The sequence below is a fragment of the Providencia rettgeri genome (assembly GCF_023205015.1).
GTDB classification, from domain to species: domain Bacteria; phylum Pseudomonadota; class Gammaproteobacteria; order Enterobacterales; family Enterobacteriaceae; genus Providencia; species Providencia rettgeri_E.
The window spans coordinates 918,174-934,112 of sequence record NZ_CP096258.1; the positions used below are offsets into that span (position 1 = coordinate 918,174).

Annotated in this window: 12 protein-coding genes; 8 read left to right on the forward strand and 4 right to left on the reverse strand. The window is 41.2% G+C overall.

Annotation, left to right across the window (positions count from 1 at the left end; all coding sequences use genetic code 11):
- Positions 1 to 293: 293 nt before the first annotated feature.
- The 3 genes from carA (at position 294) to M0M83_RS03930 (ending at position 5,924) form a co-directional block, all read left to right on the forward strand.
- On the forward strand, positions 294 to 1,457 hold the full coding sequence (gene carA, locus M0M83_RS03920) for a glutamine-hydrolyzing carbamoyl-phosphate synthase small subunit (RefSeq protein WP_185746896.1): 1,164 nt from the start codon (positions 294 to 296) through the stop codon (positions 1,455 to 1,457).
- A 15-nt stretch (positions 1,458 to 1,472) separates the two neighbouring features.
- On the forward strand, positions 1,473 to 4,694 hold the full coding sequence (gene carB, locus M0M83_RS03925; protein ID WP_213912957.1) for a carbamoyl-phosphate synthase large subunit: 3,222 nt from the start codon (positions 1,473 to 1,475) through the stop codon (positions 4,692 to 4,694).
- Between the two features lie 204 nt (positions 4,695 to 4,898).
- The gene (locus M0M83_RS03930) at positions 4,899 to 5,924 is read left to right on the forward strand and encodes a MerR family transcriptional regulator (RefSeq protein ID WP_213912956.1); all 1,026 of its coding nucleotides are present in this window, start codon (positions 4,899 to 4,901) and stop codon (positions 5,922 to 5,924) included.
- A 39-nt stretch (positions 5,925 to 5,963) separates the two neighbouring features.
- On the opposite strand, the gene M0M83_RS03935 is transcribed toward M0M83_RS03930, so the two are convergent.
- Both M0M83_RS03935 and metC read right to left on the reverse strand, forming a co-directional pair.
- A complete protein-coding gene (locus M0M83_RS03935; protein WP_213912955.1) occupies positions 5,964 to 6,641 on the reverse strand; it encodes a DedA family protein in 678 nt (225 codons plus the stop codon).
- Positions 6,642 to 6,798: 157 nt separating this feature from the next.
- Entirely contained in the window at positions 6,799 to 7,983 is a 1,185-nt protein-coding gene (gene metC / locus M0M83_RS03940) for a cystathionine beta-lyase (RefSeq protein ID WP_125891934.1), read from the reverse strand.
- Positions 7,984 to 8,395: 412 nt separating this feature from the next.
- On the opposite strand from metC, the gene exbB reads away from it, so the two are divergent.
- The 4 genes from exbB (at position 8,396) to yedF (ending at position 12,743) form a co-directional block, all read left to right on the forward strand.
- Positions 8,396 to 9,340 (forward strand): tonB-system energizer ExbB, encoded by a 945-nt coding sequence (gene exbB / locus M0M83_RS03945; RefSeq protein WP_125891935.1) that lies wholly within the window; start codon positions 8,396 to 8,398, stop codon positions 9,338 to 9,340.
- A gap of 5 nt (positions 9,341 to 9,345) precedes the next feature.
- Positions 9,346 to 9,771, forward strand: a complete 426-nt coding sequence (gene exbD, locus M0M83_RS03950; RefSeq protein WP_102138994.1) for a TonB system transport protein ExbD — start codon at positions 9,346 to 9,348, stop codon at positions 9,769 to 9,771.
- A gap of 1,521 nt (positions 9,772 to 11,292) precedes the next feature.
- Positions 11,293 to 12,507, forward strand: a complete 1,215-nt coding sequence (yedE, locus tag M0M83_RS03955; RefSeq protein ID WP_125891936.1) for a selenium metabolism membrane protein YedE/FdhT — start codon at positions 11,293 to 11,295, stop codon at positions 12,505 to 12,507.
- The gene (gene yedF / locus M0M83_RS03960) at positions 12,504 to 12,743 is read left to right on the forward strand and encodes a sulfurtransferase-like selenium metabolism protein YedF (RefSeq protein WP_248467665.1); all 240 of its coding nucleotides are present in this window, start codon (positions 12,504 to 12,506) and stop codon (positions 12,741 to 12,743) included. Before yedE ends, yedF begins: the two co-directional genes overlap by 4 nt.
- Before the next feature lie 346 nt (positions 12,744 to 13,089).
- On the opposite strand, the gene M0M83_RS03965 is transcribed toward yedF, so the two are convergent.
- On the reverse strand, positions 13,090 to 13,605 hold the full coding sequence (locus M0M83_RS03965; RefSeq protein ID WP_125891937.1) for a GNAT family N-acetyltransferase: 516 nt from the start codon (positions 13,603 to 13,605) through the stop codon (positions 13,090 to 13,092).
- A 233-nt stretch (positions 13,606 to 13,838) separates the two neighbouring features.
- On the reverse strand, positions 13,839 to 14,744 hold the full coding sequence (rdgC, locus tag M0M83_RS03970; RefSeq protein WP_213912952.1) for a recombination-associated protein RdgC: 906 nt from the start codon (positions 14,742 to 14,744) through the stop codon (positions 13,839 to 13,841).
- A 203-nt stretch (positions 14,745 to 14,947) separates the two neighbouring features.
- Here rdgC and mak point away from each other — a divergent pair, with 203 nt between their 5' ends.
- A complete protein-coding gene (mak, locus tag M0M83_RS03975; protein WP_213912951.1) occupies positions 14,948 to 15,853 on the forward strand; it encodes a fructokinase in 906 nt (301 codons plus the stop codon).
- Positions 15,854 to 15,939 lie beyond the last annotated feature (86 nt).

Below are 15,939 nucleotides of genomic sequence, written 5' to 3' on the forward strand. Positions count from 1 at the left end.
CTTCTTTTAGCTAGGTTATTATCAATAAACTAGTTATCTTGCTTTGCAACCGTTTACTTATTCGTTTTTACTATGGTTTATACTGCTCACCCAGTTAAAAGCGAGGTAGTTAAGTAAAAAAGTAAGATAAAAGTGAAAAAAATGCATTTTTTTCTAGACAAGACTCCATCTCATCATTAGAATGCGCGCAATTTGCCAAAAATTTGCTTAAAAACTCATTTTGGCATTGATTTAGATCGTGAAATCTGAATTAATATGCAAAAAACGTGATTTATTATTCTCCGGAGGATGTTTTGATTAAGTCAGCTATATTGGTTCTGGAAGACGGAACCCAATTCCACGGGCGTGCTATCGGTGCAGAAGGCGCTGCAGTTGGAGAAGTCGTTTTCAACACGTCGATGACCGGATATCAAGAAATAATTACAGACCCTTCCTATTCCCGCCAAATTGTTACTCTCACTTATCCCCATATTGGTAATGTCGGCACTAATGCTGATGACGAAGAATCCCCAAATGTTCATGCACAAGGCCTAATCATTCGTGACTTACCATTGATTTACAGTAACTTCCGCGGGCAAGAAGGATTATCCGAATATCTAAAACGCCATAACGTCGTGGCGATTGCGGATATCGATACACGTAAATTAACACGTTTACTGAGAGAAAAAGGCGCTCAAAACGGTTGTATCATTGCGGGTGATAACCCTGATGCTGCACTCGCATTGGAAAAAGCGCGTAGTTTTTCAGGTTTGAATGGGTTGGACTTGGCAAAAGAAGTCTGCACTAAAGAGATTTATAATTGGTCCCAAGGTTCATGGACGCTGGAAAATGGCCAGCAGGGCGCGAAAACTGCCGAAGAACTCCCTTTACATGTTGTTGCTTATGACTTCGGTGCGAAGCGTAATATCTTACGTATGTTAGTTGACCGCGGTTGCCGTTTAACGGTGGTGCCAGCAACTACCCCAGCAGAAACCGTATTGGCGATGAACCCCGATGGTATTTTCTTATCGAATGGCCCTGGTGACCCAGCGCCTTGTGATTATGCAATCAAGGCAATTGAAACATTCTTAACCACAGAAATCCCAGTATTCGGGATTTGTTTAGGCCACCAATTACTTGCTCTGGCTAGCGGTGCCAATACCATGAAAATGAAGTTTGGCCATCATGGTGCTAACCATCCAGTTAAAGATTTAGACAAAGATGTGGTGATGATCACGGCGCAAAACCATGGTTTTGCGGTTGATGAATCGACACTTCCCGACACCCTGCGCGTGACGCATAAGTCACTCTTTGATGGAACATTGCAAGGTATTCACCGTACGGATAAACCCGCATTTAGTTTTCAAGGCCACCCAGAAGCAAGCTCAGGGCCACATGATGCGGCAAATTTATTCGACCATTTCATTGAATTAATTAATGAATACCGTCAAAACACCCCTCGTCAAAACGCACAATAATCGGGAGCAAGAAAAATGGCAAAACGTACTGATATAAAAAGCATTCTGATTTTAGGTGCCGGCCCGATTGTGATTGGTCAAGCATGTGAATTTGACTACTCAGGTGCTCAAGCGTGTAAAGCACTGCGTGAAGAAGGTTACCGCGTAATCTTAGTTAACTCGAACCCCGCGACCATTATGACTGACCCAGAAATGGCGGATGCAACTTACATCGAGCCGATTCACTGGGAAGTTGTGCGTAAAATTATTGAAAAAGAGCGCCCAGATGCAGTGCTACCGACCATGGGTGGCCAAACAGCATTAAACTGTGCGCTTGAATTAGAACGTAAAGGTGTTTTAGCTGAGTTTGGCGTGACCATGATTGGGGCGACTGCTGATGCAATCGATAAAGCAGAAGATCGCCAACGTTTTGATAAAGCAATGAAAAAAATCGGCTTGGGCACTGCACGCTCAGGTATCGCACATAATATGGAAGAAGCATTTGCTGTTGCCGATGCGGTAGGTTTTCCCTGTATTATTCGCCCATCATTTACGATGGGAGGTACGGGTGGCGGTATTGCCTATAACCGTGAAGAGTTTGAAGAAATCTGTACTCGCGGTTTAGATTTATCTCCCACTAATGAATTATTGATTGATGAGTCGCTGATTGGTTGGAAAGAATACGAAATGGAAGTTGTCCGCGATAAAAAAGACAACTGTATTATCGTTTGTTCCATTGAAAACTTCGATGCCATGGGGATCCATACGGGTGACTCTATCACCGTCGCGCCAGCTCAAACATTGACCGATAAAGAATACCAAATCATGCGTGATGCATCGATGGCCGTATTACGTGAAATCGGCGTTGAAACAGGTGGCTCTAACGTTCAATTCGCGGTAAACCCTAAAGATGGGCGCTTAATTGTTATTGAAATGAACCCGCGAGTTTCACGTTCATCGGCATTAGCATCGAAAGCCACGGGTTTCCCAATTGCTAAAATTGCAGCGAAACTGGCTGTCGGTTATACCCTTGATGAGCTGATGAATGACATCACTGGTGGCCGTACCCCTGCCTCATTCGAACCTTCCATTGACTACGTTGTGACAAAAATTCCGCGCTTTAACTTTGAAAAATTTGCGGGCACGAATGACCGACTCACAACGCAAATGAAATCGGTTGGCGAAGTGATGGCGATTGGCCGCACATTTCAAGAATCGATGCAAAAAGCATTACGCGGTTTAGAAGTTGGCGCGACAGGGTTCGACCCGAAAGTGGCTCAAGAGGATCCTGAGGCACTGACTCGTATTCGTCGTGAATTAAAAGATGCAGGCGCAGAGCGAATTTGGTTTATTGCAGATGCTTTCCGTGCAGGCTTATCTGTCGATGGTGTTTTCAATCTAACCAATATTGACCGCTGGTTCTTAGTGCAGATTGAGGAGCTAGTCCGCTTAGAAGAAAAAGTGGCTGAGCTCGGTATTAATGGGCTGACAAAAGATTTCCTACGTACTTTAAAACGTAAAGGTTTTGCCGACGCGCGTTTAGCGACTTTAGTCGGTGTTTCTGACGCTGAGTTACGTAAACTACGCCAAGGTTATGGTCTGCACCCAGTCTATAAACGTGTTGATACCTGCGCGGCCGAGTTCGCTACTGACACCGCTTATATGTATTCCACATATGAAGAAGAGTGTGAATCAAACCCAAATAATGCCAAACCAAAAGTGATGGTGTTAGGTGGTGGGCCAAACCGAATCGGGCAAGGGATTGAATTCGACTATTGCTGCGTGCACGCATCTTTAGCGTTACGTGAAGATGGCTATGAAACCATTATGGTGAACTGTAATCCAGAAACGGTTTCAACGGACTACGATACTTCAGACCGCCTCTATTTCGAACCTGTCACCCTTGAAGATGTGTTAGAAATTGTGCGTATCGAGCAGCCAAAAGGTGTGATTGTGCAATATGGTGGCCAAACACCATTAAAATTAGCGAGAGCATTGGAAGCCGCAGGGGTTCCAATCATTGGAACGAGCCCAGATGCCATCGACCGTGCAGAAGATCGTGAACGTTTCCAGCAAGCCGTCAACCGTTTGAACTTGAAACAACCACAGAACGCAACTGTCACAGCGATTGAGCAAGCCATTGAAAAAGCAGCTATTATTGGCTATCCACTGGTGGTTCGCCCATCTTATGTACTAGGTGGCCGAGCAATGGAAATTGTATATGACGAAATCGATTTACGTCGCTATTTCCAAACTGCGGTAAGTGTCTCTAACGATGCGCCAGTGCTCCTTGACCGCTTTTTAGACGATGCCATTGAAGTTGACGTGGATGCGATTTGTGACGGTGAGATGGTGCTGATTGGTGGTATCATGGAGCACATTGAGCAAGCTGGCGTACACTCTGGTGACTCCGCATGTTCACTCCCTGCTTATACACTTAGCCAAGAAATTCAAGATGTAATGCGTGAACAAGTTCGTAACCTTGCCTTCGAGTTACGTGTACGTGGTTTAATGAACGTGCAGTTTGCCGTTAAAAATAATGAAGTTTATTTAATTGAAGTCAATCCACGTGCCGCAAGGACAGTGCCTTTCGTGTCTAAAGCAACCGGTGTGCCATTAGCGAAAGTTGCAGCGCGTGTGATGGTAGGGCAAACCTTGACACAGCAAGGGGTGACGGAAGAAGTTATTCCACCATACTACTCGGTGAAAGAGGTGGTATTGCCATTCAATAAATTCCCTGGCGTTGACCCAATTCTTGGGCCTGAAATGCGTTCAACAGGCGAAGTCATGGGTGTCGGCCGGACATTTGCAGAAGCATTCGCTAAAGCGATGTTAGGTAGCAGCTCGACCATGAAAAAGTCTGGTCGCGCGCTGTTGTCTGTTCGTGAAGGTGATAAAACAAAAGTTGTCGATTTAGCCGCTAAGCTGTTAAAACATGGCTTTGAGCTAGATGCCACTCACGGCACTGCGATTGTTCTAGGAGAGGCTGGTATTAATCCGCGCCTAGTCAATAAGGTTCATGAAGGTCGTCCACATATTCAAGATAGAATTAAGAATGGCGAATACGATTATATCGTGAATACTACAGCAGGGCGCCAAGCCATTGAGGACTCAAAATTAATTCGTCGCAGTGCATTGCGTTATAAAGTCCACTATGACACGACGTTGAATGGTGGGTTTGCCACTACGATGTCGCTTAGTGCAGACCCAACCGATACGGTAATCTCTGTACAAGAAATGCATGCATTGATTAAATAATTATTTAATAAGTAGCTATATAAGCCTCAGTATTCAATCTACTGGGGCTTTTTTATTGCTATTCTATAAAGCCATCTCCTGAAGAGAGGGAAATTGTCTGCTGATATAATGGATAAGATGGAATTTTAATAAAAAGTGCAAAGTGGTGATTGACTCTCACGTAACGTGAGGCACTAACCTTAGTCGCAATTACAGGAGGAACATATGCTATTTCAAGTTGGTGAGATCGCGGAAAAAACAGGATTAACCATCCGTACACTTCATCATTATGAAGAAATTGGCTTATTGGTACCAACTGCAAGAACCGATGCAGGTTATCGGCTTTACAACATGCAATGCATAGAGCGTTTAACGCAAATTCAATTGTTACGGCAAGTTGGAGTCAAACTGAAAAACATCGGTGAATTACTGGATGGTCGGAGTGGAAATATGACGAGTTTGCTGCAAGAGCGAATTGCATTATTAACGGAACAAATGGAGCAAATGGCGACATTACGTAATCGATTAGAGCAATTACACAGGCAAATGCAAACGGGGAATACTTTAACTCAGGCTGATTGGTTTTCTGTATTGGAGATGATGTCGATGTTTGATAAATATTTTACCCCTCAAGAATTGGAACAATTGCCATTATATACGGCGCATACGCTGAAAAACCAAGAGTGGCAACAGCGCGTAGCAACGGTAAGTAAGCTGATGGAACAAGGTGCAACACCTCAATCTACAGAGGTGCAACAAATTGCACATGAATGGATGACAGCGTTAGAAAGAGATACTGGAGGAAACCCTGATTTCTTTGCGCGCTTGAATCAAATTCATTTATCGGATAACACGTTAGCATATTCATCAGGCATTTCTGTCGCAATGATCCAATTTGTTGCAGAGGGTTTTAGTGAATACCAATTATCACTATTTAAACCCCATTTAACCGCGGAACAATTTGCTTTTGTTCAGCAACATTATTTTGCATCAGGACAGGTGTGGCCTGAGTTAATTGCGGGTTTATATAATGCATTAAAAGCCCAAAAATCCCCAGATTCACCTGAAGTGCAACAATTAGCACAAACATGGTTAACGATGTTCAACCAGTTTACTGGGGGAGATCCTGAGCTACAAGAGAGAATTCGGGCTATTTATCGTGAAGATCCCAATATTTCTCAAGGGACATGGATGACTGCAGAAATTGGTCAGTACTTATTTTCTGCTATTAGCAGTTTGATGACGGAATAAACCAAATGGCCGCTAACTCGCGGCCATTACTCGGTTATATTATGATTTTTCTTTGCTACTCGAGAGTGCTTTGCGGTGTTTCCAGTACATTACAATTGAGCCGATTAGGCCACTAACCAGTAAGATAACTGGAATAATCATCAGCGCACTAATCACAATTTGCTCGTGTTCTTTCACAAAAGGAATTTGGTTTAGGGCATACCCTAAGGTGACGATCAAACCAACCCATAACAAACCACTTAACCAGTTAAAAAACTGGAAACGGCGGTGACTTAATTCAGATAACCCAGCAAGCAAAGGTAATATTGTTCTGACAAATGCAAGAAAGCGCCCTATAAGTAGCGCGTATAAACCTTGCTTATTAAACATATTGTTTGCTTTGGTGTGATATTCCTCAGGGATTTGCGCTAACCAGCGCTTCACAACCTGAGTTTCACTTAACCATCGGCCTTGTAGAAAACCTATCCAACACCCTAAGCTTGCAGCGACTGTGAGTAACAATATAGTCGGAATAAAGTGTAAGACCCCTTTAGCAATCAATGCACCTGAAAGGATCAGCAAGGTATCACCAGGTAGGAAAGCAGCGGGTAAAACGCCATTTTCTAAGACAATGACAACAAAAAGTACGGTATAAATAACCCAAAGCACTTCAGGGTTGGAGAGTTTAAGGAAATCGTGGTTCCAAAGTGCAAGTACGATTTCGCGTAGGACTTCCATAATTATTCCTGTATTTGCGTAAAAGCGAATTTCTTATTGCCTATATTACAGGAAAAAAAGAGCCCAAGTTTGATTTGTTTGAAGAATTAATCATTTAGTAGGGTAATTGCAGGAAGCATTTAACATTGCTCCTGCAATTAATAGACTGATTTTTAATTTAAATTCGCTCGAAAGCTAATTGTAAGTCATGGATTAAATCATCAGTGTGCTCTAAACCAATATGCACGCGGAAGAAGGTTCCTTCTTTTGGTGAAAAATCATACTGCCGCATATTGAGTAAATCTTCTTTTTGGTATCCCAAAATCAGCGACTCAAAACCACCCCATGAATAACCCATTTTAAAGTGATTAAAATTATCAAGAAAAGCGGTAAATTGCTCAGTGGTTAAGCGTGATTTTAGTTGGAAAGAGAACAGCCCATTAGAACCTGTAAAATCACGGATAAAGAATTCATGACCTGGAGAATTCTCAAGTGCAGGGTGAAATACTTGTTCAACTTCAGGGCGTTGTTGCAGCCAATTAGCAACTTGTAAACTATTAATTTGATGTTGTTTTAGTCGAGTTGCTAATGTGTGGAGCCCTCGATTAGCCATATAAACGGTATCTGGATCCGCGGTTTGGCCTAGGAGGTATGAATTTTCACGTAATGTTTCAATACAGCGTTGGTTTGCCACCGCAAGGCCAAGCATACCGTCGGAGTGGCCATTGATATATTTAGTTGCTGATTGGATCGACACATCCACATCAAATAATAATGGTTTAAGTAAGACGCCAGCTGCCCAAGTGTTATCAATCATAATCACAATTTCAGGGGATTTGACGCGTATAGCTTTCACTATTGCTGGTAAATCATGAACTTCCATGGTGATAGAGCCGGGGGACTCTAAAAATACAATCCGCGTATTGGGCTGAATTAAATCAGCAATATCCGTTCCGATGAGTGGATCAAAATACGTGGTTTTGACATTTAGCTTAGTAAGGATGTTGTCGCAAAAATTTTGCGTTGGATCATAAGCTGATCCAGTCACCAGGATATGTTCGCCAGCAGAAATAAACGACAAAATGGTATTGGTAATTGCGGCAGCACCTGATGGGTAAAGGACGCATCCAGCACCTGCTTCTAATTCTGTCATCGCTTCTTGAAAAGCGAAATGTGTTTGTGTACCGCGACGCCCATAAAATAGTACGTTATTTGCACGATGGCGAGTTGCATGACGTTTTTCTTCAAGGGTATCAAAAATAATAGAAGAGGCTCGCTGAATAACAGGGTTTACCCCTTTTTGTGTGTATTTGGGGTTCCGCCCAATATGGACTAATTGTGTTTCAGGTTTTATGTCTGCCATGATTTTTCCCTACACAGAATATGAACTGGTTAAACTTAGAGGTAATTTATACTAAGACGTTAAATGATCCTGATAGAAATGTAACTTGAGTATTCTTCAACTTTCAAACTGTAGGTAAATTTTATTTGTAATATTGGGAATGAATATTTAATTGAACCGTGAATTATTAAGGAAAATAACCGCATAGTAGAGAAGGTCATGTTTGTCTAAACGCAAAAAAACATAAAAAAATCGCGAATACTAATGATAATTACTATCAATTCGCGCTGTGTTTGATATCATCAGCACCGTCTTTTTGAAAAGAGACGGACAGCGCGAGTCAAATTTCGCTTTTAAAGGTTAGTCGATGAATGGCACAATCATCGATATGAATTTTTTTATACAACACTAAAAAGAGAGTAAAGGCCAACTGATGCGTAAACTAACAGCTTCTATTCTATTGGCGTTCGGCTTAATGGGTACGGCAGTCGCTGAAACCACACCTGCAACAACACCAGCTGCGTCTCAAGATACACCATCAACACAACCGGCAGTAAATTCAGCTGCACCAACAACTACGACACCAAGTGCTGAAGTTTCATCAGTACCCGCGGAACCTGTACAAGGCGAAGCCGTGAACACAACAGTTGTTAATGAAAACATTGAAATTGCAACAGAAGCACCAACGGGCGGTTTTGACCAAGATTTATCTGTTTGGGGAATGTACCAAGGTGCAGATAATATTGTTAAAACAGTCATGATAGGGCTTGTTATTGCTTCTGTTATTACTTGGGCAATATTTTTCTCAAAAGGTTTGGAAATTTTAGTTGCTCGCCGTCGCTTAAAAGTAGAAGCGAAAGCGATTTCTGAGGCGAAGTCACTTGATGAAGCCGTCAGTATCGCAGAAGGTTTCAAAACAAATAGCATTACGCGTATGTTATTAAACGAAGCCGTTACTGAGCGAGCGTTATCAGCAAATAGCGCTGATTTATCAGGCACAAAAGAGCGCACATCATTCCGCCTAGAAAGGGCAGTCGCTGCGATTAGTCGTTATATGGGCCGTGGTAATGGCTATTTGGCGACTATTGGTGCAATTTCTCCATTCGTCGGTTTATTTGGAACGGTCTGGGGGATCATGAACAGCTTTATCGGGATTGCTCACTCGCAAACGACTAACCTTGCGGTTGTTGCGCCGGGTATTGCAGAAGCGTTATTAGCGACAGCAATCGGTCTTATTGCCGCTATCCCTGCGGTTGTGATTTATAATATTTTTGCTCGCATGATCAACAACTATCGTGGTCAAGTAGGGGATGTCGCTGCTCAGTCTGCGTTGTTGCTGGGGCGTGATCTTGATCTGGCAAATAGCAAAGCAAGGTAATTATTATGGCAATGCGTTTAGGTGACGAACAAGACGATAGCGGTGAAATGCATGAAATTAACGTAACACCTTTTATTGATGTTATGTTGGTTTTATTGATTATCTTTATGGTTGCAGCACCATTGGCAACAGTTGATATTAAAGTCGACTTACCCGCCTCGACAGCGAAGCCGCAGCCACGTCCAGAAAAACCTGTGTTTTTAACGGTAAAATCGGACAGCCAGCTTTTTATCGGTGACCAAGCTGTGACAAAAGAACAGCTTGCTTCCACTCTTGACCAAGCAACAAGTTCTAATAAGGAAACGACAATCTTTTTCCAAGCGGATAAGAGTGTTGACTATGAAACGATGATGGATGTAATGAATGCATTGCGTCAATCAGGGTACTTGAAGATTGGTTTAGTGGGAATGGAAGCAACATCCTCAAAATAAGCTGATTAAGTTCTATAAACGCGTTTTATCATTAAGGGTAAAACGCGTTTTTTATTATCTAACAGTCCCTCAAGTTAAGTTCGTCGCTTTTTACACTCTCTTCGACATTATTTTTAGATAGCTTATCGGGTTTATTTAACTAATTAAATTTCATTTAAAGAATTTTATTCTTATTTGACGCTTTTTATTTGTAGTTTGATAGTGCGAATTGGCTATTGTATTCATTTTTTCACACTATTTCGGATATTTTTATTTGTATTTCTTCTAAATAATGATGAATTATATTAATTTTTATAATCAATAATTCTATGTTTTTCATTTTTTATCGTAGTTGCTTCTATGTAACATGACCTTTTTATTTATCTATATATTAGTTATATTAATTCATCACATTGGTTTTTTTGTTCTAAAATGCGAGTTAAATAGTATATAAATTCTAATTATTTTATCAATTACGATGTAATGCGATGGAATACTTAATGAAAAATAAACCATGTTTATAATAAGGACTTATGTAAAACATCATTTTTAATCTATTTGGTATAATACCTTATTAATTTAGTGGTTATTTTATATGGGAACATTAGTCAAAAAGTGATTGTTTATCATATATCTGGATTTTTTTACGTAGGGTTTATAGATGAATAAAATATGACTACGTAAATACTATTAATGATTATAATTAAATAATATGTAAGTTTTATTAATGCTCAATATTTTTATTATTTCAGGAAATATATTTTAGGAATTACTTAGTATATTTAATTAATGTTAAATTTATTTTCAAAAATTGAAATAAATTACTTTGTAGAAAGAGTGTGAATAGTTTGTAATATCTTAATGATAGGTTAAATATTTTGCTATCTTTTCCAAGGTTTTTCATTATCCAATTGATTTTAGTGGTTTTTATTGTTTTTTCTGTATCGGGATACGAAAATAAAAAAACACTTGCGCAACAAAAGTGTTGCGCTATAATGCAATCAATAACATTTAGAAACACTTTTAAATACTTTATTATACTGAGTTATCTATTTTTATAATTTACTTAGCTAGGGAATCAATAAGGCCAATGCTAATTTGGGAATAATACAAAGTTAGCGGATATTTAGGTCTTTACATTAAAAATAGATATAATTACTTAACAGGTAACTTAGTGAATGTATTTATACTGTGAGATAAGTGTTATTACTGGAGTCAAATGGGCTGACTACAGACTACGCATAGCAAGCGTCGCCGTAATACGGCAATTTCATATTATACTCTTCTATAGATAAAATAAGACTACACTTCCAGCGCTATCATTGAGATAGCGCTTTTTTTTATTGCTATCTATCTCTTTAAATCTGGTTGTGTTCAAGATCAATCTGCCTCTTGTTTTATGATGAAATAACTTCACGAAAAAAATTATCGGAGTATGATGTTGCCACTTCGCTGTGGGGATCGATATAAATACTTATAACGATAATTATACAACGGCGAGTTTCTCTGCCAAGGTCTGGCGTGAATGAATTGGAAGTAACAATGACTTGGTCTGATTTTAAATCTCGCTATCTCATCGGTTTTTGGAAACCATTACCTGCAGTTATTGCCGCAGGTATCTTATCAACCTATTACTTTGGCTTGACTGGCACGTTTTGGGCAGTTACGGGTGAGTTTACGCGTTGGGGCGGGCACATCATGCAATTATTTGGCGCTGAACCAGAGACATGGGGCTATTTTAAAGTTATTGGTTTCGAAGGTACACCACTGGATCGTATTGATGGTGTGATGATTATTGGCATGTTTGCCGGTTGTTTTGCCGCGGCATTATGGGCCAATAATATTAAATTACGAATGCCTCAGCATAGGATCAGAATTTTTCAAGCTATTTTGGGCGGTATTATCGCTGGATTTGGTGCTCGTTTAGCAATGGGGTGTAATTTAGCCGCATTCTTTACTGGGATCCCTCAATTCTCATTACACGCATGGTATTTTGCTGTTGCTACTGCGGCAGGGTCATATTTTGGTGCGAAATTCACACTAATGCCAATGTTTCGCATCCCCGTAAAATTGAAAAAAGTTAGCACTGCATCACCATTAACCCAAAATCATGATGCGGCAAAAAGGCGCTTTAAACTGGGAATGGTGATTTTCACATTAGCGCTGGCTTGGGGCTTTTATACTTTATTAGATTCCCCTGTGATGGGCTTCGCCATTTTATGTGGTATCGGCTTCGGGCTATTAATTGAAAGAGCACAAATTTGTTTTACCTCTGCATTTCGTGACTTGTGGATCACCGGACGCACACATATGGCGAAAGCGATTATTATTGGTATGGCAGTCAGTGCGATTGGTATTTTCAGTTATGTCCAGCTAGGTGCAACACCAAAAATTTTATGGGCTGGGCCGAATGCGGTCATTGGTGGGTTACTGTTTGGCTTCGGTATTGTGCTCGCGGGCGGTTGTGAAACAGGCTGGATGTACCGTGCGGTAGAGGGCCAAGTCCATTATTGGTGGGTCGGTTTTGGTAATATTATTGGCGCTACGGTGCTAGCTTATTACTGGGATGATTTAGGCCCTTGGCTAGCGACTGATTTCGACAAAGTTAATCTACTTGAAACCTTTGGGCCAGAGGGTGGATTACTGGTCACTTATGGATTATTAGCGGTGGCATTCGTGTTGATGTTGGTTTGGGAAAAACATTTCTTCCGTAAACGTACTCAAAAAACATCTAATGTATCCGTGGAGGTAGCATGAGTAAGAAAGACATTATCCCTGATTATCGTTTAGATATGGTTGGAGAGCCGTGCCCATATCCCGCAGTCGCGACACTCGAAGCGATGCCATCGTTGAAAAAAGGCGAAATTTTAGAGGTAGTCAGCGATTGCCCGCAATCAATTAATAACATTCCTCTAGATACGAAAAATTATGGTTATACGGTATTGGATATTCAGCAAGATGGGCCGACTATTCGCTATCTAATCCAAAAATAACGGATACGCGAGATACCCGTTATACTTTGCGCCGCAGCGTTGTTGACTGCACTCACCGCCCCTAGTCACATACTTGTGTATGCTCCTAGGGTCTAACGCATTTGCCGCCTTGCGACAGCACAAACTATTTAGCGTATTGGTCATAATTCGTGCTGTAGCATTGTTGACTGCACTCACGGCTCCTAGTCACACTGTATGCCGTTAGGGCTGAGTTCGCTTATCGCCTAGCTACAACCCAAATTATGTAGGGTATCTTGGTGATACCCTACATATATTAAAGTGACCTATAAGTTGGGGAACGGAATGCGGAAAGTAGAGGCAATGGGAAGTAGAGGCAATAGTGTGCTTACTCTTCTTGTTCTTGCCAATGAGTAATATCTAGAACCAGTTCGCATTCATCATCCATATAAGCGCCTGTTGGGACAAACCCCAGCTTTTTGTAAAACTCAAATGGACTTTCTTCCCCTTCACCACAGCTGTTATAAAGGCGTGGATAACCTTTTCTTTTTAAATACTGAATGACTTGGACCAATGCTTCTCGGCCAAACCCCAATTTTTGGTAGGGTTCAGCAATCATAAAACGCCAAAGCATAATGCCATCATATTCTAATTCGTCATCATCTAGCCCTGAATGCAGCATGATGAAACCAACAGGAACATCATCCGCGTAAATGCCTCGATACCATGCGCAATCCGAAAATTGGGCCTCTACCATGGAATAGGCGTTATCAGCTACCATATTACGTTGCGCTTCACTCAGTGTATGGCTTAATAGGCAAATCTCAGAAAAATTATCGGCAGTGATTTTTTGCAAGGTAACTTGTGAATTTTCATCCAATTCAGGTTCGATGAGCTCTTTCATAACATTTCCTTCGACAGAATATTGACCATAACCATCAGCGATGGGCTATTTTTATTATTGTTGTTGAACATCATTAAATATTAGAAATTTACGATATGGATATAAATCAACCAGAGATTTCACGACCAGTCAACGACTTAATTGTGGCTATGTAAGCGGGGTCTAAAAAGTGATGGCAACTTACTTAAGTGTCAGTTGCCATTGTGAGAATTATAGAGAATATGAAAAGAAATTTAGTGTTCGGCTTCGCCACCTAATACATCAATCAAGCGAGCGATTAATGCACTGAGCTCACCTGTCATTAAGACGTAATCAGCATCAAATTTTTGAGCGTAGTCTTCTTTAGCGATGTCGTCATTTTGATCTTTTAATGTATCGCTAAATTTGAGGCGCTTCAGGGAACCATCATCAGATAACATGAACTGGATTCGTTCTTCCCAATCTAAGGCCAATTTGGTAACGAGTTTACCTGCTTCAATATGGGTGGCTATTTCATCAGAAATGAGGTCTTGTTTCTTACAGCGGATAATACCACCTTCTTCTAAGATAGCTTTTAGCTCCGCTTCATCCATGACGGCAAAACCTTGTGGTAATGAGCCTGAACGGATCCATTCAGTAAGTGTTAACTCTATAGGATCTTTAAACGTTAGAGGGACAACAGGTAGGGAACCTAAGCTTTTGCGGAGTAAGGCTAAATTATCTTCAGCGCGTTTTGCACTTGCGGCATCAACAATAATTAATTGATTTACTGTATCAATCCAAATGTAGGTTTTACTGAATTTACTGAATGCACGAGGAAGGAGTGAGTGAACGACTTCATCTTTTAGTGAATCTTTTTCCGTTTTCTTCAGCTTACGGCCTTGGTCAGCTTCCAACTTTTCGATTTTATCCTGCAATTCTTGTTTAATTACAGGAGATGGCAGCATTTTTTCTTCTTTTTTAGCACAAATAAGGATTTGATTACCCGCTGCATGCGTCAATGCATCACCACCATTCATGGGAGAAACCCAGCCAGTTTGCATCATATCTTGGCTACCACAAGGGTGATAGGCGAGGGCGGCAAGCTGTTTCTCTAAATCATCTGCGGAGAGTGCCAAATCCCGATTTAGGCGATAGACCAATATATTCTTGAACCACATGAAAAACCTACCTTTGTTGATAAATAGCCAGTTAGAGCAGGGGGCTATGATAGCGAATTGTCTGTTATTAAGCGAAAAAAAATGCGCACTCGTTGAAGGCTGCTATCATTTCATTAGTTAACTATTGATAATGTCCCTCAAAGCAAGCCATGATAGTGATAGAAGCCCTGACATAAAAACTTTAAATAGTAGAGAGCATCATAATGAGAATAGGTATTGACCTTGGTGGAACCAAAATTGAAGTTATTGCATTGGATGACAATGGTAATGTCTTGTTTCGTAAGCGTATTCCAACTCCTCGTGGTGATTATGATGCGACACTTAACGCGATAGCAAGTTTAGTGGCAGATGCAGAAACGGCGACTGGATTATCAGGTAGCGTTGGTGTTGGGATCCCTGGAACTTTGTCTCCAGTGACAGGAAAAGTTAAAAACGCCAATTCCACATGGCTTAATGGTAAACCGTTCGATGTCGATTTAAGTCATTTATTAAACCGTAAAATAAAAATGGCGAATGACGCGAACTGTCTCGCAGTCTCTGAAGCGGTTGATGGTGCGGGAGCGGGAGAGAAAGTCGTTTTTGCCGTGATTATTGGAACCGGATGTGGTGCAGGGATTGCGATAAATGGGCAAGTGCATTCGGGGGGAAATGGTGTTGCAGGGGAATGGGGACATAACCCTTTACCATGGCAAGATGAGCAAGATAGACAATTTCTAGCAGCAGAAAGTTGTTATTGCGGGCTGACGGGGTGTACTGAATTATTTGTCTCAGGCACCGGCTTTATGGCGGATTACGCGAAACTGGCAGGACGTCAAAAAACGGGAATGGAAATCGTTGAATTGGCGCAAAGAGGGGATCAACATGCTGCCATCGCACTCGAAAATTACCTTAATCGCCTCGCAAAAGCTCTCGGACAAGCCATTAATATGCTAGATCCAGATGTCATCGTGTTAGGGGGCGGAATGAGTAACGTTGATTATTTATATGAGGCGTTGCCTGAAAGGATCCGCCAATGGGTATTTGGTGGAGAGTGTGATACACCAATTCGTAAAGCGGTGCATGGTGATTCGAGTGGAGTTCGCGGTGCGGCTTGGTTGTTTTCGTCCTAATTTACGCTGTCGCGGTGTTGGCTTCATTCGGTTACTCGGGTCACATACTTGTGTATGCTCCCCGAGATACCCTCTTTTGCCGCCTA

Bases quoted from the DNA above. Each gene is read 5' to 3' on its own strand.
- carB (WP_213912957.1), top strand. From the start codon at position 1,473: ATGGCAAAACGTACTGATATAAAAAGCATTCTGATTTTAGGTGCCGGC.
- M0M83_RS03930 (WP_213912956.1), top strand. From the start codon at position 4,899: ATGCTATTTCAAGTTGGTGAGATCGCGGAAAAAACAGGATTAACCATC.
- M0M83_RS03935 (WP_213912955.1), bottom strand. From the start codon at position 6,641: ATGGAAGTCCTACGCGAAATCGTACTTGCACTTTGGAACCACGATTTC.
- metC (WP_125891934.1), bottom strand. From the start codon at position 7,983: ATGGCAGACATAAAACCTGAAACACAATTAGTCCATATTGGGCGGAAC.
- exbB (WP_125891935.1), top strand. From the start codon at position 8,396: ATGCGTAAACTAACAGCTTCTATTCTATTGGCGTTCGGCTTAATGGGT.
- exbD (WP_102138994.1), top strand. From the start codon at position 9,346: ATGGCAATGCGTTTAGGTGACGAACAAGACGATAGCGGTGAAATGCAT.
- yedE (WP_125891936.1), top strand. From the start codon at position 11,293: ATGACTTGGTCTGATTTTAAATCTCGCTATCTCATCGGTTTTTGGAAA.
- yedF (WP_248467665.1), top strand. From the start codon at position 12,504: ATGAGTAAGAAAGACATTATCCCTGATTATCGTTTAGATATGGTTGGA.
- M0M83_RS03965 (WP_125891937.1), bottom strand. From the start codon at position 13,605: ATGAAAGAGCTCATCGAACCTGAATTGGATGAAAATTCACAAGTTACC.
- rdgC (WP_213912952.1), bottom strand. From the start codon at position 14,744: ATGTGGTTCAAGAATATATTGGTCTATCGCCTAAATCGGGATTTGGCA.
- mak (WP_213912951.1), top strand. From the start codon at position 14,948: ATGAGAATAGGTATTGACCTTGGTGGAACCAAAATTGAAGTTATTGCA.